At 68.2% G+C, this 21186-nt stretch carries 19 protein-coding genes, 1 tRNA gene and 1 pseudogene; 12 read left to right on the forward strand and 9 right to left on the reverse strand.

Features of this window, described 5'->3' with window-relative positions:
• The coding region (locus RMO97_RS08965; RefSeq protein ID WP_310540455.1) for a tRNA-guanine transglycosylase at positions 1-330 on the forward strand (330 nt) is incomplete at its 5' end.
• A gap of 55 nt (positions 331-385) precedes the next feature.
• Here RMO97_RS08965 and RMO97_RS08970 read toward each other — a convergent pair.
• Together RMO97_RS08970 and RMO97_RS08975 are read right to left on the reverse strand one after the other, a co-directional pair.
• Complete coding sequence (locus RMO97_RS08970; RefSeq protein WP_310540458.1) at positions 386-973, reverse strand: hypothetical protein; 588 nt, start codon at positions 971-973, stop codon at positions 386-388.
• Between the two features lie 78 nt (positions 974-1051).
• Positions 1052-1126 (reverse strand) — tRNA-Lys (locus tag RMO97_RS08975).
• 197 nt (positions 1127-1323) lie between these two features.
• Here RMO97_RS08975 and RMO97_RS08980 point away from each other — a divergent pair.
• The 3 genes from RMO97_RS08980 to RMO97_RS08990 all read left to right on the forward strand — a co-directional run bounded on the left by RMO97_RS08980 (position 1324) and on the right by RMO97_RS08990 (position 3236).
• Entirely contained in the window at positions 1324-1779 is a 456-nt protein-coding gene (locus RMO97_RS08980) for an RcnB family protein (RefSeq protein ID WP_310540459.1), read from the forward strand.
• Positions 1780-2020: 241 nt separating this feature from the next.
• Complete coding sequence (locus RMO97_RS08985; RefSeq protein WP_310540462.1) at positions 2021-3055, forward strand: sulfate/molybdate ABC transporter ATP-binding protein; 1035 nt, start codon at positions 2021-2023, stop codon at positions 3053-3055.
• Between the two features lie 55 nt (positions 3056-3110).
• Positions 3111-3236, forward strand: coding sequence for a hypothetical protein (locus tag RMO97_RS08990; protein ID WP_310540464.1), 126 nt, complete (start codon positions 3111-3113; stop codon positions 3234-3236).
• 3 nt (positions 3237-3239) lie between these two features.
• Here RMO97_RS08990 and RMO97_RS08995 read toward each other — a convergent pair whose 3' ends face one another.
• Genes RMO97_RS08995 through RMO97_RS09005 form a run of 3 tightly spaced genes read right to left on the reverse strand, consistent with a single transcriptional unit; the run spans position 3240 to position 6605 of the window.
• Positions 3240-4217, reverse strand: a complete 978-nt coding sequence (locus RMO97_RS08995; protein ID WP_310540466.1) for a transglutaminase family protein — start codon at positions 4215-4217, stop codon at positions 3240-3242.
• Complete coding sequence (locus RMO97_RS09000; protein WP_310540468.1) at positions 4217-5158, reverse strand: alpha-E domain-containing protein; 942 nt, start codon at positions 5156-5158, stop codon at positions 4217-4219. Before RMO97_RS09000 ends, RMO97_RS08995 begins: the two co-directional genes overlap by 1 nt.
• Positions 5159-5192: 34 nt before the next feature.
• Complete coding sequence (locus tag RMO97_RS09005) at positions 5193-6605, reverse strand: circularly permuted type 2 ATP-grasp protein (protein ID WP_310540486.1); 1413 nt, start codon at positions 6603-6605, stop codon at positions 5193-5195.
• A 300-nt stretch (positions 6606-6905) separates the two neighbouring features.
• On the opposite strand from RMO97_RS09005, the gene RMO97_RS09010 reads away from it, so the two are divergent.
• Genes RMO97_RS09010 through RMO97_RS09020 form a run of 3 tightly spaced genes read left to right on the forward strand, consistent with a single transcriptional unit; the run spans position 6906 to position 13233 of the window.
• Positions 6906-8690, forward strand: coding sequence for an autotransporter assembly complex family protein (locus RMO97_RS09010; RefSeq protein WP_310540470.1), 1785 nt, complete (start codon positions 6906-6908; stop codon positions 8688-8690).
• Entirely contained in the window at positions 8687-12868 is a 4182-nt protein-coding gene (locus tag RMO97_RS09015) for a translocation/assembly module TamB domain-containing protein (RefSeq protein WP_310540472.1), read from the forward strand. Before RMO97_RS09010 ends, RMO97_RS09015 begins: the two co-directional genes overlap by 4 nt.
• The gene (locus RMO97_RS09020; protein ID WP_310540474.1) at positions 12868-13233 is read left to right on the forward strand and encodes a hypothetical protein; all 366 of its coding nucleotides are present in this window, start codon (positions 12868-12870) and stop codon (positions 13231-13233) included. Before RMO97_RS09015 ends, RMO97_RS09020 begins: the two co-directional genes overlap by 1 nt.
• 26 nt (positions 13234-13259) lie before the next feature.
• Here RMO97_RS09020 and phhA read toward each other — a convergent pair whose 3' ends face one another.
• Both phhA and hspQ read right to left on the reverse strand, forming a co-directional pair.
• Positions 13260-14120 carry a phenylalanine 4-monooxygenase gene (gene phhA / locus RMO97_RS09025; RefSeq protein WP_310540476.1) on the reverse strand — a complete coding sequence of 287 codons (861 nt, stop codon included), beginning with the start codon at positions 14118-14120 and terminating at the stop codon, positions 13260-13262.
• Between the two features lie 154 nt (positions 14121-14274).
• A complete protein-coding gene (hspQ, locus tag RMO97_RS09030; protein WP_310540477.1) occupies positions 14275-14661 on the reverse strand; it encodes a heat shock protein HspQ in 387 nt (128 codons plus the stop codon).
• Positions 14662-14888: 227 nt separating this feature from the next.
• On the opposite strand from hspQ, the gene RMO97_RS09035 reads away from it, so the two are divergent.
• From RMO97_RS09035 to RMO97_RS09050, 4 genes are read left to right on the forward strand one after another with little or no spacing between them, the layout of a single operon-like run.
• Positions 14889-16013 (forward strand): Ppx/GppA phosphatase family protein, encoded by a 1125-nt coding sequence (locus RMO97_RS09035; protein ID WP_310540478.1) that lies wholly within the window; start codon positions 14889-14891, stop codon positions 16011-16013.
• Positions 16010-16726 (forward strand): RlmE family RNA methyltransferase, encoded by a 717-nt coding sequence (locus RMO97_RS09040; protein WP_310540479.1) that lies wholly within the window; start codon positions 16010-16012, stop codon positions 16724-16726. Before RMO97_RS09035 ends, RMO97_RS09040 begins: the two co-directional genes overlap by 4 nt.
• Positions 16727-16786: 60 nt before the next feature.
• The gene (locus tag RMO97_RS09045; protein WP_310540481.1) at positions 16787-17047 is read left to right on the forward strand and encodes a type II toxin-antitoxin system ParD family antitoxin; all 261 of its coding nucleotides are present in this window, start codon (positions 16787-16789) and stop codon (positions 17045-17047) included.
• A gap of 3 nt (positions 17048-17050) precedes the next feature.
• Positions 17051-17362, forward strand: a complete 312-nt coding sequence (locus tag RMO97_RS09050) for a type II toxin-antitoxin system RelE/ParE family toxin (RefSeq protein WP_310540483.1) — start codon at positions 17051-17053, stop codon at positions 17360-17362.
• Positions 17363-17433: 71 nt separating this feature from the next.
• On the opposite strand, the gene RMO97_RS09055 is transcribed toward RMO97_RS09050, so the two are convergent.
• The gene (locus tag RMO97_RS09055; protein ID WP_310540484.1) at positions 17434-19530 is read right to left on the reverse strand and encodes a catalase; all 2097 of its coding nucleotides are present in this window, start codon (positions 19528-19530) and stop codon (positions 17434-17436) included.
• Between the two features lie 238 nt (positions 19531-19768).
• Between RMO97_RS09055 and RMO97_RS09060 the strand changes: the two genes are divergently transcribed.
• Positions 19769-20125: a DUF1428 family protein gene (locus tag RMO97_RS09060; protein WP_310540485.1), complete on the forward strand. Its 357-nt coding sequence runs from the start codon at positions 19769-19771 to the stop codon at positions 20123-20125.
• A gap of 8 nt (positions 20126-20133) precedes the next feature.
• On the opposite strand, the pseudogene RMO97_RS09065 reads toward RMO97_RS09060, so the two are convergent.
• Positions 20134-21186 (reverse strand): annotated as a pseudogene (locus RMO97_RS09065) (carboxypeptidase); the annotation flags it as partial.

Genomic DNA, 21186 nt, shown 5'->3' on the forward strand with positions numbered 1-21186 from the left:
GGCGTCGACATGTTCGACTGCGTCCTGCCGACCCGCTCGGGCCGTCACGGCCAGGCCTGGACCTGGGAGGGGGCTCTGAACCTGAAGAACGCCCGCTTCGCCGAGGACGACACGCCGCTCGACGAGACCATCGCCTGTCCGGCCTCCAGTCACTATTCCAAGGCCTACCTGCACCACCTGGTGAAGTCCGAGGAGATCCTCGGCCAGGTCCTGCTCTCCTGGCACAACATCGCCTTCTTCCAGGCCCTGACCCAGGCGATGCGCGACGCGATCTCGCAGGGCCGGTTCGAGCAGTTCCGGAAGGACTTCAAGAGCCGCCAGCACGCGTAAGCTTTCAGGCGAAGTGGGAACCGGTTCGCCGTTCGAAAGCACACAAGCAAGGACTCTAGCGGATCGGGTAGCGCGGCTTCAGGGTCTCGGTCATGGGCTCCTGGCGCTCCACCAGGTCGTGGGACGGCCGGGCGGGCAGGGGACAGCCGCGGGATTCTCCAAGCCCCTTCAGATAGGCCCGCCGCACCGCGCCGGCGCCGATCGCCGCTGACACCAGGCCGTCGTGCCGCTCGGCCCCCGACAGCTTGCGCACCCAGCCCCGGAACGGGATTAGGCCCGAGGCCGCCCCGGCCACGGCGCCCAGCGCCGCCCCGCGCCCGCGCACCATCAGGTCGTCCCCATCCTGCAGCGGCTCGTCCAGGTCCGCGCCCAGGGCTCCGTTCAGCGGCAGGATCAGGCTGGTGATCCGCGCGCAGGTGGCCGGGACGGGCAGGGCGTAGGGGTCGGCCATGGCGTCCAGCAGCACCTGGGGGATCTTGGTGCGCAACACATTGACGTCCCGCAGCGGCGCGGCCACCGCGCTCTGCACGTTCTCGCGGTTGGCGGCTGAGGTGGTCTGGATCTGCGGCGAACCGTCGGCGGGCGCCGTCGTGCAGGCCGCCAGCAAGGCCAGGAGCGGAAGGGAGAGGAAAGCCGCGCGCATGCCGCAATGGTACAGCTTCGCCGCAGGCCTTGGAATGCCCGTGTGGCGGGGACACGTCCAACATATGTCGCGATATGTTGGTAGGCCGGGTGGGGGTCGAACCCACGACCATTCGATTAAAAGTCGAATGCTCTACCACTGAGCTACCGGCCCTTGCGCGGCGAGCAAAAGCGCACCGGGCGAAGCGGCGCGGACCATAGGGCGCGTCCATGCCGTGAGCAAGTCGCGCTCGCCAACATGATGAAGAGGAGATGACCCGCGCTGTTTAAAACAGGTTCAGGGGGCCGGTCGCATATTGGCGAGAACGCAGAGAGCCGCCGGCTCGAAGCTCCCTCAAAGGTGTTACCCCGATGAAACGCGCAATCGCCGCCGCCCTCGCTCTTTCCCTGCTGGGTGGTACGGCCGCCATGGCTCAGCCGGCGCAGTATCAGCGCGACTACCAGGGCCAGTATCAGCAAGGCTATTACGGCGACCGCTATGACGACCGTCGTGACCGCTACGACGACCGTTACGATGATCGTCGCGCCTACCGCTATGATGAGCGTCGCGAAAATCGCCGCGCCTACGGTCAGCAGCAGCGCCACTACAGCGGCCACGCCTGGCGTCGGGGCCAGCGCCTGCCGAGCCATTATCGCAGCTCGCACTACTATGTGAACGATTACGGCCGCTACGGCCTACGCGCGCCGCCCCGCGGCCACCGTTGGGTCCGGGCCGACAATGACTACGTGCTGGCCGCCATCGCCACCGGCCTGATCATCCAGGTCCTCGCCAACAGCAACAACAGTAACAACGGCTATCACCGCTAAGACACAGTTTACCAGTGGCGTCAGCAGCCCCGTCCTCTTCAGTGAGGGCGGGGCTTTCTTGTGGGGGACGGTCAGGCTTTCACGCAACGGCCTCAGAAGATAGACAATGGCCGTAGATTCCGATGGGCGCGGTCGTCTCAGGCGCTATCCGCAGTCTGACTATCGTCACCCTGGCTTTGAGACCCTGCTCGAGATGGCTCAGCCGCAATCGCGGCCGGCCCGTCACTGACCAAGAGACCCCATGACTATTTCCATCCGCTCGGTGGAGAAGACCTTCGGCCGATACCCCGCCCTGAACGGGGTGAGCCTGGAGATCGCCGATGGCGAACTGCTGGCCCTACTGGGCCCCTCCGGCTCGGGCAAGACCACCCTGTTGCGCGCCATCGCCGGCCTGGAGTTTCCCGAGAAGGGCCAGATCCTATTCGACGACCGGGACATGACCTATGCCAGCGCGGCCGAGCGCCAGGTGGGGTTCGTCTTCCAGCAGTACGCCCTGTTCCGCCACATGACGCTGGCCAAGAACATCGCCTTCGGCCTGGACGTCCGGAAGGGCGCGGCCAAACCCTCGAAGGCCGAGATCGACAAGCGAGTGGAAGACCTGCTGACCCTCGTGGAGCTGCCGGGCCTGGGCAAACGCTATCCGGCCCAGCTTTCCGGCGGCCAACGCCAGCGCGTGGCGTTGGCCAGGGCGCTCGCCGTCAGCCCTAGCGTCCTGCTGCTGGACGAGCCCTTCGGCGCCCTGGACGCCACGGTGCGCAGGTCCCTGCGCCGGGAGCTGCGCCGCATCCACGACGCCACCGGTGTCACCACCATCTTCGTCACCCATGACCAGGAAGAGGCTCTGGAGCTGGCCGACCGCGTGGCGATCCTAAACCACGGCGTCGTCGAGCAGGTGGGCACGCCGCAACAGGTCCATGACCATCCAGCCGGCGCCTTCGTGGCGGGCTTTGTCGGCGAGGCCAATCGTCTGGAGGGTTCGGTCAAGGGCGGGCGGTTCACGGGGGGTGAGATCGCCCTTCCGGGCCAGGGCGCTGCCGACGGCGCCGCCGTGGCCTTTGTGCGTCCCCACGACCTCATCCGCGCTCCGGCCGGCGAGGAGGCTTTCTTCATCACCACCGATCGCATAAATGTGCAGGGACCGGTGGCCAGGATCGAGGGCAGGACGCCTGGCGGTCAGCGCATCGAAGCGGCCTTCGAACGTAACTCCGCCGAAGGCCTGAGGCACGGCGACAAGCTCGGCCTGACCGCTCAGAAGGCATACATCTTCAGCGCGTAAGGGCGCCGTCTCAACTTTAACGAGAGATTCATCAATTGGCGGCGTTATGCCGCGCATGGATGAGCTGCTCCAGTTCCTGATGAGCCTGCGGACCTCGCCCGAGCGGGCGGTGCTGGTGGAGGTCGGCTTCGTGGCGGTGGGCGCTTTCCTGCTCGGATTGACCCTGTTCCGCCTGATCTAGCCGCTACTGCTGCTGTTGCTGCTGCTGGTCGTACTTCAGGGAGCCGGGCGGGCCACGCCGGCGTCCGCCGCGGCTGAAGGACGGCTGGGCCACCCGGATGAACTCAGGCTCGGTCAGGGCCGCCTTGGCGCGGCGCACGGACACGCCCACCGCCAGCTGGCTCTCCGCCTCGCCCTTGTAGACGCCGCGCGACGGCGGCACGTCGTTGTAGTCGCGGCCCACGGCGGCGGCGATATGGCGCTCGCCGGCCTCCACATTGTTGGTGGGGTCCAGGCCCACCCAGCGCAGGCTGGGCAGGAAGACCTCCACCCAGGCGTGGGTGGCGTCGGGGTCGGAACGGTCGCCGCCCTTGCGGTCGGTGAACAGGTAGCCCGAGACGTAGCGGGCGGGGATGCCCCAGGACCGGCAGATAGCGATCATGATGTGGGCGAAGTCCTGGCATACGCCGCGCTTGGCGTTCAGAGTCAGGTCGATGGGGCTCTCGGCGTCGGTCAGGCCCGGCTCATAGGCGAAGGACCGGTAGATGATGGTCGACAGCTCGCGCAGGGCGCTCAGCGGGTCGCGCACCCGAAGCTGGTCGATGCCTGCCTCCGCCACGAAGGCGCTGAGGGCCTGGGACTCCACCGCAAAGCCGTGATGGTGGAGGAAGTCGAAGTTCTCGCCGCGGACGAAGTCGCTCTTCAGCCGGTCCCATTCCCCCAGGTCCAGGGCGTTGGGCAGGACCGCGGTCGGCTGGGTCTCCACGGCCGAGCGCGCCAGGATGTTCAGCCGGTCGTGCGGCTGCGGTACGTCGAAATGATAGACCGCGTTGCCGAAGGCGTCGGCGTAGGAGAACAGCTGGGCGGGCGGATCCAGCTCCAGCTCGAAGCTCACCAGCCGCTGGCGCGCCCCCTTCTGGGGCTGCATCCACAGCTCCATGACGCTTTCGCGCACATTGGCGGCGTAGTGGTACTGGGTGACGTGGCGCACTTCCAAAAGCATCAGGCCGGCAACCGCATCTCGAGGGAATAGGCGACGAAGGTGTCGTAGATCGCCGTGTGGATCGCTTCGCACTCGTCCAGCACGGTGGTGAGCAGGGCGCCGGCGCCGCCCAGTTCGATGTTCTCGACATCGGCGTACTGCAGGCGCGCCTTCAGGCGGCCGGCCAGGCGCTCGGGACCGGCGTGGCCGGCGTCCACATAGCGGCTGGCGGCCGAGAGGTGCTCCTCGATCCGCGCCGTGGAGAACCGGATCGACCGGGGGAAGTCCTCGTCGAACATCAGGAATTCCAGGATCAGCTCGGGCCGGACGTCGGCGGTGTAGCGCCGAAGATAGGGCTCCAGGGCGCAGCTCATCCGCAGCAGGCTGGTCAGTGCGAAGTGGTCGGTGATCGGGCGCTTGCGGGCGTCGCCGAAGAACACCTCCAGCAGGCGGCCGATCAGCTGGGCGCGCTCGAGATGCACCCCCAGCAGCAGGAACCGCCAGCCCTCGCCGTGGCTCATGGTGGCGTCCGCCGCGCCCTTGAACAGGTGCAGGTCGGCGATGATGTCGTGCAGGAAGGCCGAGGAGCCGTCGTTGAAGGCCTTGGCCGCCCCCGGCCCCGTGACCCGCAGATAGATCAGGTTCAGCCGCTCCCAGGTCTCGCTGGTGATCTGGTCGCGCACCTGGCGGGCGTTCTCGCGGGCCAGCGACAGGGAGGTGGTGATCGAGCCGCCATCCTCGCGATCCAGCGCCAGGGCGCGGGCGGCGTCATAGGGCGAATTGGCCTTCGCAGGATCGTTGTCGCCCACGGCGGCGAGAACGATGCGGGCGACCTGAGTCGCGGCGTCGCTGCGGTCCAGGGTGGCGTTGAGCATCACGTCCGACAGCCGGCACATGTGCTCGGCCCGCTCCACGTAGCGGCCCATCCAGTAGAGGCTGTCGGCGACCCTCGCGAGCATCATGCTCGCGAGCCTTTGCAATGAGGGATGTCGAGCATCATGACTGAGCTTCCTCGGCGTCGGCGGCCAGGATCCAGGTGTCCTTGGAACCGCCGCCCTGACTGGAGTTCACCACCAGCGAGCCCTTCTTCAGGGCCACGCGGGTCAGGGCTCCGGGGGTGACAGTGATCTTCTCGCCCGACAAGATGAAGGGGCGCAGGTCGACGTGGCGCGGGTCGATCTCGCCGTCGATCAGGCAGGGCGCCGTCGACAGCTGGATGGTGGGCTGGGCGATGTAGTTGCACGGGTCGGCGCGCAGGGCGTCGGCGAACTCGCTGCGCTCCTTGGCGCTGGCGTGTGGTCCGATCAACATGCCGTAGCCGCCGGACGCGCCGACCGCCTTGACCACCAACTTGTCCAGGTTGGCCAGAACGTGGCTGAGCTGGGCCGGTTCGCGGCAGAGGAAGGTCTCGATATTGGGCAGGATGGCGTCCTCGCCGAGGTAGTATTTGATGATCTCCGGAACATAGGCATAGACCGCCTTGTCGTCGGCGACCCCGGTGCCGGGCGCGTTGCAGATCACCACGTTGCCCGCCCGATAGGCGTTGAACAGCCCCGCGACCCCGAGCCCGGAGTCCCGGCGGAAGGTGAGGGGGTCGATGAAGTCGTCATCCACCCGGCGATAGATCACGTCGATGCGGCGCAGTCCCGTCGTGGTCCGCATGTAGACCATGTTGTCGTGGACCACGAGGTCGCGGCCCTCCACCAGGGGCGCCCCCATCAGCCGCGCCAGATAGGCGTGCTCGTAATAGGCCGAGTTGTACACACCAGGCGTCAGCACCACGACCTGAGGGTTGGGCCGCCAGTCGGCCGCCATGCCTTTCAACGTCGAAAGCAGCAGGTCGGGATAGCGGTCGACGGCGCGCACGTTCGAGGCGCGGAAGGTGCCGGGGAAGGTGCGCTTGGAGGCCTCTCGGTTGGCCAACATGTAGGAGACGCCGGAGGGGACCCGCAGATTGTCCTCCAGCACCGCGAAGGCGCCGTCCGGCTGGCGGATCAGGTCTGAGCCGCAGACATTGGCGTAGGCCTGGTGCGGAACATAAAGGTTCTGCATCTCGCGCCGGTAGGACGGCGCCATCAGCACCAGGTCGCGCGGCACCACCCCGTCCATCAGAATCTGCTGCTCACCGTAGATGTCGGCCAGGAACATGTTCAGGGCCCGCAGACGCTGGGTCAGGCCCTTCTCGATGGTCGCCCATTCCTCTGCGGGAATGATGCGCGGCAGCAGGTCGGTGGGAATGATCCGTTCGGTGGAGCTCTCGGCCCCATAGACGGTGAAGGTGATGCCCTGCAGCAGGAAGAACCGTTCCAGCGTCCGCTGGCGCTCAGCCATGTCCTCGGAGGCCAGGGTGGCGATGCGTTCATTGAGGCCGGCGTAGTGGCTGCGCACCTCACCGGCGAGAGTCAGCATCTCGTCGTAGGGGATCGCCCCATCCGAGATCTCGATGGCGTTGGTGTCCGATCTCTTCGCCGTCGCCACGCCCCACTCCACCTCTGCGATAATCCTTCTGCTTCGCCTTGGTTCCGACCGTAGGGAGAGCCCCGGGCAAAGGGGCGGCTTTTCGGAATCGGCGGACGACGCAGGAGTTGCTGCCCACTATTTGGGCAGGCTTCCGCTTGGTTTGAAAGCACCTTGCGCGTCTCCGGCGGGGTGACAAGGCAAGGCGACCCGAGATAGACCCGGGATGGGGACGGCAGGGATTCTTGAACCTTGGGACGACTGGTCTTCGCCGTCGCCGCCTCAGCGGCGCTTTGTGTCCAAGGGACGCCAGACTCCGCGCACGCTGCGGCCCCGAAGGCTGCCGTCGAGGGCGAACTGTCCGACAGCCTGCGCGACGCCATCACCAATGCGGTGGGCGAAACCGACAAGCCGATCGAGAACCGCTTCGAGGCCCGCAGGCGCGCCCGTGAGGCCGCCGAGGATGCGGTCGCCGTCCTGCGGTCGGAGGGCTACTACGCCAACACTGTCGAGGCCGACGTCACTGAGACCGAGCCCGCCCAGCCGGTGGTCAAGGTCATCCCCGGCCAGCGCTTCACCATCCAGGACCCCAAGGTCGAGTGGGTCACGCCTGAGCCCACGCCCGGCGTGCAGATCGCCGGCGAGGCGGTGCTGGGCCTGGCCAACGGTCAGGCCGGACGGGCCGCCGACGTCCTGGGCGCTGAAGGCCGCATCGTGGCCGCCGTGCAGAAGCGCGGCTATGCCGACGTCACGTCGGGCGACCGCCAGGTGATCGTCGACCACGCCGACCACAGCGTCCGCCCCACCTTCCGCATCGTCTCGGGCGAGCTGGTGCTCCTGGACGGCATCGAACTGGTGACGCCGGGCCGCACAAACCCGGTTTGGCTGCGCGGCTTGGCCCCGTGGAAGATCGGCGAGCCCTACGATCCCGACGATGTGGGCGAGCTGGAGCGCCGCCTGCTGGACACCGGTGTCTATGACAGCGTCACCGTCGCTCTGGCCGGCAAGGAGAAGGCGACCACAGAGGGCCTGCGCCCGGTGATTGTCAGTATCTCCGACCGCAAGCGCCGCACCCTCGAACTGGGCGCCAGCTATTCCACCAGCGAGGGGGTGGGGGCCGACGCCCGCTGGACCCGCTACAACGTTCTGGGCCGCGCCGACACGCTCTCCTACTACGGGCGCGCCTCCACGGTGGACAGCCGTCTGGGCGGCGAACTGACCCTGCCGCACTGGCGCCGCGCCCAGCAGACCCTGAAGGGCCAGGCCGGCCTCTACCGCGTCTACACCGACGCCTATGATGAGACCGGCGTCGGCGTCCGCGCCGATGTCGAGCGCCGCTTCGGCAAGACCTCCCACGTCACGGTCGGCGCCTCCCTGGACTACAGCGAAACCCAGGAGTTGCAGCCGGTCACCCTGTCGTCCCTCGGCCGCAAGCTGGTCATCGCCTCGGCGCTGGGCGCCATGGCCCTCGACCGCTCCGACGATCCCCTGGACCCCAAGCGGGGCTGGCGCGTGGAGGCGCGGCTGGAGCCGACCCTGATCGCCGGCGCCGACACCTTGCCCTATCTGAAGGCCCAGTCTCAGGGCTCGATCTACTTCCCCTTCGACGAGAAGGGCCGCACCGTCGTGGCTGGCCGCCTCAAGCTGGGCTCGGCCATCGGCGGCCTGATGCCGGAGGTTCCCGCCTCGCGGCGGTTCTATTCCGGCGGCGGCGGTTCCGTGCGTGGCTACGCCTACCAGGCCATCGGCCCGCGCCTGGCCGACAACACCCCCCAGGGCGGCCTCTCCCTGTTCGAAGGCTCGGTGGAGCTGCGCCAGAAGATCGGCAAGCGCTGGGGCGTGGTGGTGTTCATGGACGCGGGGTCGATCGGCTCCAACCAGGTCCCCAGCTTCAAGGACCTCAGCGTGGGGGCCGGGATCGGCGTCCGCTATGACCTCGGCTTTGGCCCGATCCGCGCCGACATCGCCATCCCCCTGGAGAAGCGCAAGGGCGACGCCGCCTTCCAGATCTATCTCAGCATCGGGCAGAGCTTTTGACCGGCCCGTCCGACATCGAGGAGGTGGTCCACGAGGTGGAAGCCGCCGTGGTGAAGGTCGCCCGCAGCCGCAGCCTGCCCAAGGCGATCCTGGTGATCTGCGCCGTCGTGGCCGTCGTGCTGTCGGGCCTGCTGCTCACCACCCGCTACGGCGTACTGCTGCCCCAGGGCCGCATGCTGATCGAGTCGCGCGCCAACGGCCTCAAGCTCGGCCGCTTCGGGACGCTGCGGATCGAGGGCCTTTCCGGCGACGTCTGGCGTCATTTCTCGGTGCGCCGCCTGACCATCTCCGACGAGAAAGGCGTCTGGCTCGAGGCGAGGAACCTCGATATTTCATGGCATTACGCCAAGCTTCTGACCCGAAAACTGCACGCCGAGACGATCACCGCAGAGCAGGTCACCGTGCTGCGCCGCCCGACCCTGACGCCAAAGCAGAAATCCAGCGGACTGCCGGTCTCCTTCGACATCGACCTCATCAAGACCCGGCTAGAGTTGCAGCCGGCCTTCAGCTACCGGCGCGGCCTCTACGATGTCACCGCCAGCCTCGACATCCAGCGGCGCGGCGGTGGCCAGCAGGGCCGCGTCTCCGCCGCCAGCGTCCTGCATGCCGGCGACGACCTGGATGTGCAGTTCGACTTCGGCGAGACCCGGCCCCTGCTGCTGGTGGCCGATGTCCACGAGGCCCAGGGCGGGGCGTTGGCCGGGGCCGCCGGTCTCCCGGCGAACCAGGCCTTCGACCTCAAGGCCCGCGCCGACGGCAAGATGTCGGCGGGCAAGCTCACCGCCGTCGTCACCTCCGGCGCCGCCACGCCCCTGGAGATGCAGGGCGCCTGGAGCCCCGAGGGCGGGCAGGCCAATGGCCGTCTCGACCTCACCGCCTCGACCCTGACCCGCAAGCTCTCAGCCCGTCTGGGCCCCCAGGCCCTGTTCGTCATCACCGGCGCCAAGGCCGAGTCTGGCCTGCAGGACCTCACCGCCCGCGCGCAGTCGGCCAACCTGACCCTGGTGGCCAGGGGCAAGGGCAATATCGGCGAACGCCGCACCGGTCCCAAGGGCCTGGCGCTGACCCTGGACACCGCCAGCCTGTCGAAGATCAGCGGCGGGCCGCAGATGGGGCCTGCGCGCGCGGCTGGCGTCCTGACCGGCACGGCCAACGACGCACGCTTCGTCGGGACCCTGTCTGTGGATCGCCTGAAGCTCGGATCCTACGGCCTGGACCGTGTCAGCGGTCCCATCCAGCTCACCCGCAGGGCGGGCGTCCTCTCGGTGAAGGGCCAGGCCAGCGGCGCGGGCGGGAAGGGGACCGGCGTGCTCGCCGCCATCCTCGGCGCCAGGCCGACCGCCAGCTTCGACGCCCAGCGCCTGGCCGACGGCCGCCTCTCCCTGCGCGACCTGCAGGCCGCCGGTGCGGGGCTGAAGGTCCAGGCCAGCGGCGGACGTGGCCTGATTGGCGGCCTCAACTTCAAGGGCGCCGCCGAGGTTTCCAACCTCGCCGCCGCCAGGACCGACGCCAGGGGCTCAGCGTCCGCCACCTGGAGCGCCACACAAGCGGGCCCGGGCAAACCCTGGACTCTGTCGGCCGACGCGAGGGGCGCCAAGTTCGCCTCCGGCTACGCCGAGCTTGACCGCCTGCTGGGCGCGTCGCCGCGCCTCTCGGCCAAGGGAAACATCCAGGACGGCAAGATCTCGCTGGCCAGCGCGGAGCTGAACGGTGCGGCCGTCAAGGCGACCAGCGCCGGCGTGCTGGAGAACGGCGCCCTAAAGTTCAAGCTGGACTGGTCCGCCGACGGCCCGTTCCGCGCCGGCCCCGTCGAGATCACCGGCAAGGCCAAGGGCTCCGGCGCCATCACTGGCACGCTCGGAGAGCCCCGCGCCGACCTGCTGGCCGATTTCGAGGCCCTGGATGTGCCGCGCCTGCCGTTGACGGCCGCGAAGATGACGTTGACCTTCATGCGCCGTCCCGACGGCTCCAGCGGCCTCGTGACCCTGGCGGCTGCCAGCGAGTACGGCCCGGCCGCCGCCAAGGCCGCCTTCCGCTTCCCCGAGGGCGGCGTCGATCTCCGCGACCTGGCCATCGACGCCGGCGGCCTGAAGGCGACGGGCGCGCTCGCCCTGCGCCGGTCTACGCCGTCGTCGGCCGACCTGGCCATCAACCTCACCAAGGGCGCCTTCCTGGACGGCGGACAGGTGACCGGGGCGGTGAAGATCGTCGACGCCTCGGGCGGCCCTCGCGCCAGCCTCGACCTGCGGGCGCAGAACGCGGTCCTGCCGGGCTCCCGGGTCGCCATCAGCGCGGGCCGCGTCACAGCCGACGGCCCGCTCGCCCGGCTGCCCTACGCCGCCGACGTCAAGGGCGCCTCGAGCAACGGCCCCTGGGCCTTCAACGGCAAGGGGGTGATCACCCAGGCCAGGCCCGGCTACGTCATCGCCTTCGACGGCATGGGCCGCTACGGCCGCCGTGACCTGCGCACCCTGGAGACCGCCGTCTTCAAGGTCGGTGGCCCGGAGCGCAGCGCGCGCCTTCGCCTGGCGGCGTCCGACGGCGGCGAGATCGACTTCGACGGCAGGCTGGCGGGCGACACCGCCCAGGTCCGCGCCCAACTGCGCCAGCTCGGCCTGGGCCTCTTCAACGAGGACCTCACCGGCAAGGTGGACGCCGATCTGAACCTGGCCGGCAAGGGCGCCCGCCTCGACGGGACCCTGGACGCCAGGCTGGAGGACGCCCGCGCCAAGGGCTCCGACGTCTCCCAGGGCCTCGACGGCGTGCTCAAGGCGCGCCTGGCCGACAGCAGCATGGTCATCGACGCCGACCTCTCCAATACCGGAGGTCTCAAGGCCACCGCCAACCTGGTCCTCCCCGCCGAGGCCTCGGCCGCGCCCTTCCGCGTGGCCCTCAATCGCCAGAAGCCGATACGCGGCCGGGTGTTCGCCGACGGCGAGGTCAAGCCCCTGTGGGACCTGCTGGTGGGCGGCGAACGCGAACTGGCGGGCCGGGTGCGGCTGGAGGGGACCCTGGGCGGGACCCTGGCCGACATCAAGACGCGCGGCGAGGCGTCGGTGGACGACGGCCGCTTCTCTGACGGGGCCACCGGCCTGGTGCTGCGCGAGGTGATCGTGCGCGCGACCCTCACCGACAATGTGATCAATGTCGCCCGCGCCACTGGCGCCGACGGCCACGGCGGCTCAGCGACCGGCTCGGGGCGGATCAGCCAGGACGGGGTCAGCACGTTCAAGCTCGATCTCACCGCCTTCCGGCTCATCGACAACGACCAGGCCACTGCCTCGGCCAGCGGTCAGGTCACCCTGGACCGGGACGTCGCCGGCAAGGTCCGGCTGGCGGGCAAGCTGCTGGTGGAGCGGGCCGATGTCTCGGCGCGCACGCCGACCCCGTCCGGCGTGGTGGCCATGGAGGTCATCGAGGTCAACAAGCCCATGGACCTCGGGGTCGCGCAGCAGGCCGTGGCGCGGCGGGGCCTGGGGGTGAACCTCGATGTTACCCTCACCGCGCCTCGCCGGATCTATCTGCGGGGGCGGGGCCTGGACGTGGAGCTGTCCCTGGACGCCCATGTGGGCGGCGACACCAACCGGCCGGTGCTCTCCGGCGTCGCCCGGGTGGTGCGTGGCGAGTACGACTTCGCGGGCAAGCGGTTCGAGTTCGACCCGCGCGGGGTGGTCTATCTGGCCACCTCGCCCCGGGACATTCGCCTCAGCCTCTCGGCCACCCGCGACGACCCCTCCTTGACCGCGGTGGTCAGCATCCGGGGCACGGCGGCCAAGCCGGAGATCACCCTCAGCTCGACGCCGACCCTGCCCAATGACGAGGTACTGTCCAACGTCCTGTTCGGCCGCTCGGCCTCGCAGCTCTCGCCGCTCGAAGCGGCTCAGCTGGCGTCGGCCCTGTCGTCGCTGGCCGGCGGCGGCGGCTTCGACGTCATCGGCAACCTGCGCAACTTCGCCGGCCTCGACCGCCTGGCGCTGGCTGGCGGCGGCGAAAGCGGCATGACAATTTCCGGTGGCAAGTATCTGACGGAAGACGTCTATCTGGAACTGACCGGCGGCGGCCGCGAAGGCCCCTCGGCCCAGGTGGAGTGGCGCGTGCGCAAGAACCTGTCCATCATCTCCAGGCTCGCCAGCCAGGGGGACGGCAAGCTCGCCGTGCGGTGGCGCAGGGACTATTGATGCTGCGAAGCGTGTTGATCGGTATCGCGGGATTGCTGGCCCTGTCGGCCTGCGAGAAGTCACTCAAGCCGCCGACCCACACCGGTGTCTGCTGGCGCCTCGCCCCGGCCATGAACGGCGCCCAGGACTTCCGGCCCATATCAAACAGCGTGCCCAACCTCCAGGCCTGCGCCATCCAGCTCGAGGGTCTGCACCTCCGGCACGGGACGCCGGTCACCGGCGCCTACCAGGGCCAGATCATCTACGTGACCGAGGACCGGATCGAAGCCGCCGCCAGCAGCAAGGCCCGGCGCTACCAGCTCTTCACGCCGCAACAGCGGGCCGAGGTGGACCGGGGCCTGAAACTGCTGATGGAGGCTCGCTAGCTCCCTTCCCCCTCGGTGGGGGAACGCTATGTGCGAGCCGCCGCGTAGGCCTGCGTGCCCCGCGTGAACACCCGGTCCCCACGCTCCACCTCGGCGATCGGAATATCCCCTGACCTGGCCAGCCGCTCGTAGAGCGCCCCGAAGTCCTGCAGGGTCGCGTCCAGCAGGGCCTGCAGGGACGGAACCACGAAATAGACCTGCTGGAAGTCGTCGATCCGATAGGGGGTGCGCATCACGCGCTCCAGGTCAAAGCCCAGTCGGTTGGGGGAGGGGTCGTCCAGGGCGAAGATCGACTCCGCATGGGACGAGACGATGCCGGCCCCATAGATCCGCAGACCCTCCGGCGTCTCCAGCAGCCCGAACTCGACGGTGTACCAGTAGAGCCGCGCCAGGTTGTGCAGCTGGCCCCGGTCCATCGCCGTCAGCCCCCCCGCGCCATAGGCCTGCATGTAGTCGGCGAAGGTGGGATTGGTCAGCATCGGCACGTGGCCGAACACGTCGTGGAAGATGTCCGGCTCCTGCAGATAGTCCAGCTGCTCGGCCTTGCGGATGAACCGGCCCGCCGGGAAGCGTCGATTGGCCAGGTGATCGAAGAACACCTCGTCGGGGACCAGGCCCGGAACCGCCACCACGCTCCAGCCGGTCAGCCGGCCCAGCTCCTCATTGATCCGTGTGAAGTCCGGAATGCCGCCGCGATGCAGGTCCAGGGCGTCAAGGCCGTGCAGGAAGGCGTCGCAGGCCCGCCCCGGCAACAGCCTAGACTGCCGCTCATAGAGGGTCATCCAGACCTGATGCTCGGCCGGCGTATAGGCCGCCCAGTCCTGGTCGATGGTCCAGTCAGGCCTCGCGCCCGCAGGCGGGGTCGATGCAAAACCGTCAGCGCTCATGCCGTCAGAATGAGGTCAATCGACCGGAAGTTCCGTTCTAACCACGCCGCTTTTCGGGGGGCGACCGCGAAAACCTTGCGCCGAACGAGGCGTCGAAGGTGCGGATTGCCCTTCACCTTCCCCCACAGAGTGGCGGAATGGGGGAACCCGCTGACTAGTGGCTGATGCGCGGCCGCAGGGTGTAGTGGCCTTCGTTGAAGCTCTCGAAGATCAACGGCGCCTGCGGGTGGCCCACGGGCTCGCCGCTCTCGTCAGGCAGCAGGTTCTGCTCGGAGACGTAGGCGACGTAGGAGTTGTCATCGTTCTCGGCCAGCAGGTGGTAGAACGGCTGGTCCTTGCGCGGCCGGATATGCTCTGGGATCGACTGCCACCACTCCTCGGTATTGGCGAAGGTGGGATCGACGTCGAAGATCACGCCGCGGAACGCGAACACGCGGTGCTTCACCACGTCGCCGATGGCGAACTTGGCCAGCCGGATATCCGCGATCGCCGCGGGGTTGGGCAGGTGGCCAGCGTTTGGCTTTTCGAGTCGAGCGTCCATGAACAGAATCTACACCGTCGTACCTAACTGGGAGGTGAACGTAGCGCTCACGCGTCCGTGTTCAAGAGCGCGCCTTCCGGCAGGCGAATGGTCTTGCTACACTCGCCCTGAAACGAGGCGCCCGTACCGGTGTCTGCGAGGACTTAAGGTTGGTCCATGTCTGAGGCGCGCAGAAACACGCAAGGCGTGTTTCCCCCTCTTGGTTTACGCGCTTTCCGGGCGCCTGAATGAGCGATCAGGCTGGAAGCGCGTCTGCGCCCGGCGCCAGTAAGAATGGCCGGGAGAGGTCCGGGAGTGATGCGCCCTGTTATGGCGCCCTCGACCTCGGAACCAACAACTGCCGGCTTCTGATCGCCACGCCGTCCGGCAAGAGTTTCCGGGTGGTGGAGGCCTATTCGCGCATCGTGCGGCTGGGGGAGGGGCTCACTCAGAGCGGCCGCCTGTCGGAGGTCGCCATGGAACGCGCCATGGCCGCCCTGAAGGTCAGCGCCGAGAAGGTCCGCCGCCGGAGGGTCGTCAAGCTCAAGGCCATCGCCACCCAGGCCTGCCGAATGGCTGAGAACGGCCAGGAATTCATCGACCGGGTCTTCGAGGAGACCGGCTTGCGGCTGCAGATCATCGCGCCCCGCGAAGAGGCTCAGCTCTCCGTCGCCGGCTGCCTGAACCTGCTGGACACCAGCGCCGACGCCGCCCTGGTGGTGGACGTGGGCGGCGGCTCCACCGAGCTTTCCTGGGTGGATCTCAAGGGCGAGGGCCTGGGCGGTGAGCTCAGCACATTCGTGGCCTCGAAACTGCCCATCAAGGCCTGGCTCTCCATCTCCATCGGCGTCGTCACCCTTGCCGAACAGTTCCCGGAGGGCGAGACCGCCACCGAGGCCTGGTTCCGCGCCATGGTCGACCGGGTGAAGCTCGACCTCGCCGCCTTCCGCCACGCCGACCCCATGCGGCCGATCTTCGACGAGGACCGCGCCCACCTGATCGGCACCTCGGGCGCCATCACCAGCCTAGCCGGCATGCACCTTCGCCTGCCGCGCTATGACCGATCTCGCGTCGACGGCATCTGGATGACGCGGGACGAGTGCGAGGGGGCCGCCAATCTGCTGCTCAACCTCACCGCCCAGCAGCGGGCCGACCAGCCCTGTATCGGCCCCGACCGCTCCGATCTGGTCCTGGCCGGCGCCGCGATCCTTCAGGCCGTCCAGGAGCTCTGGCCCTGCACCCGCGTCCGCGTCGCCGACCGCGGCCTGCGCGAGGGCATTCTGATGTCCCTGATGTCCGATAGCGGTGGCGGCCGCCGCCGCAAACGCCGCCGCGGCCGTCGCGGCAAACCCCTGCCCCAGGCCGCCGAATGACCGACGAACTCCCTCCGGCCCGCAAGCGCATGGTCAAGCCGCCCATGGGCGGCACCGAGGAGGGCCGCGGCAAGCCCGCGCGCCTGAAGACCGCCAAGATGCGGACCCCGTCGTCCCAAGCCTGGCTGTCGCGGCAGGTCAACGACCCCTTCGCCGCCAAGGCGCGCGCCCACGGCTATCGCTCCCGCGCGGCCTACAAGCTGACCGAGATCGACGATCGCCTGCATGTGCTTAAGGCCGGCGCCCGCGTCATTGACCTGGGGGCCGCCCCCGGCGGCTGGATCCAGGTCGCCATCGAGCGCGGCGTCACCGAGATCGTCGGCGTCGACCTGCTGCCGGTCGATCCCATTTCGCCGGCCCAGATCATCGAGATGGATTTCACCGATCCCGAATGCGGCCCGCTGCTGATCAAGATGCTGGGCGGGGCGCCCGACGTCGTCCTGTCGGACATGGCGCCCAACACCGTCGGTCACCGCAAGACCGACCACCTGCGGATCATGGGCCTGATCGAGATCGGCGTGGACTTCGCCATCAGCGTGCTGAAGCCCGGCGGCTCCTTCATCGCCAAGGCCTTCCAGGGCGGCGAGACCTCCCTGGTGATCGCCAACCTCAAGCACCACTTCACCGAGGTGAAGAACATGAAGCCCAAGGCTTCGCGCGCCGACAGCTCCGAGACCTATCTGGTGGCCACGGGGTTCAAGGGCCGGAAATAGGTCAGCCGCTTGCGGTATGAGTGACAGTGTCATACTTTCTCGGAACGTGAGGAGGTCGTCATGCCGCGTTCCAGTCGTCCCGTCACCGTCACACTGGGAGAGCTCCAGGACGTTGTGGACTCCCGTGTCCGCTCCGGTCGCTACGCCTCAGCCAGCGAAGTCCTTCGCGCCGGTCTGCGGGCCTTGGATCGTGAGGAAACCGCTCTCGACGAATGGATGCGGCGCAAGGTCGAACAGTCGCTCGCCGACCCTCGCGCCGATCTTCCCATCGAGGACGCCTTCGCCCGCGTTCGCGCCCACGCGGCGAAACGCAACGCCTAGGCGGTGCCGGGCCAGATCACCTTTCGCCCGGCCGCGCTGGACGATCTCCTGAACCTCTTTGACTACATCGCTGACGAGGCCAGCCCCGCCGTGGCGGGCGGTTACATCGACCGCGTCGAGCAGGCGTGCAGGTCCCTGACCACCTTTCCCGAACGCGGATCGCGCCGTGACGACCTGGCGCCAGGCCTGCGGACCCTGGGCTTCGAGCGCCGCGCCACCATCGTGTTCCGCGTGACCGTCGATGACGTTCAAATCGTCAGGATCTTCTATGGCGGCCAGGACTTTGACGCTGCCTTCCGCGATGACGACAGCTGAGGGAAGCCAACGCCCGGTCGCCCTACTCCTGGCGGGGAAAAGGGCGATAGGCCGTCGCGCTCATGTCGTCCCTAGGCCAGGATGCGGACCTTCGGTTCGCGGTCCCACTGGCGGGTGCGCGCGGGTGGGATGAAGGCCACCGCGCCCTGGGCCACATCCACGATGCCGGCGTCGGCCTCTACATTGGCCTTGTCCAGCAGCGGCTGGGCCTCGGATGTGAAGCCGATGGCCTTCAGGTGGACGAAGGCGTTGGACACGAAGTCCGTCGCCGCGCTCTCCATCAGCAGCTCGGCGCAGCCGGCCTCTGACAGCACCAGGGCCACGGCGTCGAACAGCACCGAGGGGGTGCCGGCCAGCTGACCGTCGGCCGGCAGCATCTTGCCGTCCTTCAGCTTCACGCCGCCCACCTTGGGGGCGATGATCTTGACGCTGGCGCCTTCGGCCAGAGCCGCCGTCTTCACCGCATTGATCACCGCGCCGTCGGCGCCGTCGGTGACCAGGATGCCCACCGCCCGGCCGTTCAGGGTCTCGGGGTACTTGCCGACGATACGCAGAGCCGGGGAGGCGTCCATGTCGACGGGTTCCACCGCCGCCTCGGCCTTGGCCGGCAGGTCCATCGCCAGGCCGTCGGCCACGCGCTGGGCCAGGTCGGTGTCGATGTTCTGCAGGTTGCCGAGGATGCGCAGCCGCACATGCTCGAAGCTGCACTTGGACAGCTCGAACACCAGGGCGCTGGCCATGTGGGCCTGCTCGATGGTGGTCTGCGAGGCATAGAACAACCGCGCATGGCTGTAGTGGTCGGCGAAGGTCTCGGCGCGCAGGCGCGCCTTCGGCCCGCTGTCGGTCGCCGCCGCCGTGCGGAAGCCGCCCATGGGGTCCTCCCGCGGCCCGCCGGGTTCGCCGCCCTGCGCCAGGCTGTTGGGCTCATAGTTGGCCCGCCCGACCGGGATCTGCATCTGCATGTGGCCGTCGCGCTGGAAGTTCTGGAAGGGACAGCCCTTCGCCTGGTTGATTGGCAGCTGGTGGAAGTTCACCGTCCCCAGCCGCGACAGCTGGGTGTCCTGGTAGGAGAACAGCCGCCCCTGCAGCAGCGGATCGTCGGAGACGTCGATCCCAGGCGGCATGTTGGTGGGCAGGAAGGCCGCCTGCTCGGTCTCGGCGAAGAAGTTGTCGACATTGCGGTTCAGCACCATCCGCCCGATCACCTTGATGGGGACCAGCTCCTCCGGGATCAGCTTGGTGGCGTCGAGGATGTCGAAGGGCAGGGCGTCGGCCTCGTCCTGGCTTAGCAGCTGCACGCCGAACTCCCACTCGGGGAATGCGCCGCTATCGATGGACTCAAACAGGTCGCGGCGGTGGTAGTCCGGATCGGCGCCGGCGATCTTCACCGCCTCGTCCCAGCAGGTGGACTGGGTCCCCAGCTTGGGCCGCCAGTGGAACTTCACGAAGGTGGCCTCGTCCTTGTCGTTCAGCAGCCGGAAGGTGTTGACGCCGAAGCCCTCCATCATCCGCAAGGAGCGCGGGATGGTGCGGTCCGACATCGCCCACATGATCATGTGCATGCTCTCGGGCATCAGGCCGATGAAGTCCCAGAAGGTGTCGTGGGCGCTGGCGGCCTGCGGATAGCCGCGGTCGGCCTCCATCTTCACCGCGTGCACCAGGTCGGGGAACTTCATGGCGTCCTGGATGAAGAACACCGGGATGTTGTTGCCCACCAGGTCCCAGTTGCCCTCCTTGGTGTAGAACTTCACCGCAAAGCCGCGCACGTCGCGCGGCGTGTCCACGCTGCCCGCCCCGCCGGCCACGGTGGAGAAGCGGGTGAACAGCTCGGTCTTCACCCCGACCTCGGTGAGGATCTTGGCGCGGGTGTATTTCTCCAGCGACTCCGTCAGCTCGAAGAAGCCGTGAGCCGCCGAGCCGCGGGCGTGGACGATGCGCTCAGGAATGCGCTCATGGTCGAAGTGCTGGATTTTCTCCCGCAGGACGAAGTCTTCCAGCAGGCTGGGGCCCCGGGCGCCGGCCTTCAGCGAATTCTGGTGGTCACTGATCGGCACGCCGAAATTGGTGGTGATCCGCGCCTCGGGGGCGCCGGCGGTCTGATGCAGTTCCCCGCCGCTTCCGACATGGGAGGTTTCGGCGCTCACGGGCGCGTCTTTGGGCTTGGGCATGTCGAGTATCCTGATCGAGGGCGGTGGGGTTGCTGTCCCAACGCGGCGCGGCTCGATTGGTGGCGAGCCGGGCTCAGAAAAACCCGCTCTGTCAGGGGTTCGACACAAGGCCCCGCAAGGGTTTGCGGCCCTCAAGCCCATTTGACGCGACGGAAATGCCGGAACGGCCGTTAGGCTGCTTGTCGGATTGCGCCGTCCTGGTGCGTCCTGGGATCAGGAAACAACACAGGAGGTTCCCATGTCCTATGTCGACGGTTTCATTCTCGCGGTCCCCAAGGACAAGATCGAAGACTACAAGGCCATGGCGCGCTTGGGCGCCGAGGTCTGGATGGAGCTGGGCGCGCTCGCCTATGTCGAATGCCTCGGCGACGACGTGCCCTATGGCGAACTGACCTCGTTCCCCCGCGCCGTCCAGGCGAGCGACGACGAAGTCGTAGTCTTCTCCTGGATCGTCTACGAAAGCCGGGAGAAGCGCGATGAGATCAACGCCAAGGTCATGGAAGACCCGCGCATGAACCAATACGACAAGACCAACACCCCCTTCGACGGCAAGCGGATGATCTTTGGCGGCTTCCAGCCCTTCATCCAGGTCTAGGGGCCTCCCTAAACCTCCCGCCCGATCGGATAGAGCAGGTAGCGGTCGTCGTAGAACGGCGTGCGCTTGTAGAACCACGCCAGCCGCGCCCCGGGGCTCGCCGCGAACTTCGGGTCCGCCGCCAGCTTCGCCTCGAATTCGGCCCTCAAGGCCGCATCCGCCGCCAGCATTTTATCCGCCAGCGGCGCGATGGCGTAGGCCTCGATGTACTCCACCCGGGTCAGCACCTCGGGGATCATGCCCCAGGCGAAGAAGCTCTCGCTGGACTGCGGCTCCAGCAGCAGGACCACCAGGTCTCCCAGGGGCTGGTCGGTCGAGATCCGCACCGAACCCGGCGAAAAGGTCCAGTCGCGGCGCTCGGCTGTCACCGCCTTGACCGTGATCGCCACATGCCCCTCGGCCGCCTGGGTGGCGATCTCGGGTTTGGCCAGCCGCAGCATCTCGACGCTCACCGTGGTGGGCGCGCTGACCGCCTCCATCTCCACCCCGTGCAGCGTCAGCCGTTCGATCAAGTCCCTGCGATAGCCGGGAACCCAGTACCCCTTGGGCCGCGAGAGCGTCAGGGTCGGCTCCGACAGGAAGTGGGGCAGGGACCACAGCTGTGGGTCCGGCTCTCCCAGCCAGCGGATCTCGCGCCGCCCCGAGGCCGCGCTCTCATAGGTCTCGTACTTGATGCCCTTGAAGCTGCGCATCCGGGCCGGCGCCTTACCGGGCGTGAAGTTGGCCGGGATCTGCGCCGGCCGCAGCGCCCTGTCGGCGGTGATCGCCGTCCGCAGGCCCGCGCCCTGGTCCGCCAGCAGCCGCAGCGACGTCTCCAGGAACACATAGGTGGCCAGCACCCGCTGGGCGTGGGGCTTGAGGCTATGGTTCTCGATCAGGATGGTGGGCACGTGGGCCGCCGCGCCCCAGCCGTTGGAGAACCGCTCCCCCAGGCCCCCGTCCGTGAGCCCGGCCTTGGGATCGTCGTCGTCCCGGCCGAACACCAGCTCGCCGGGGATATGGCCCTCGGCCTCCAGCGCCCGGTTCATCGCCGGCTTGAACACATCGTCCAGCCACACGGC

The organism is Phenylobacterium sp., assembly GCF_031425575.1.
Classification (GTDB): Bacteria; Pseudomonadota; Alphaproteobacteria; order Caulobacterales; family Caulobacteraceae; genus Phenylobacterium.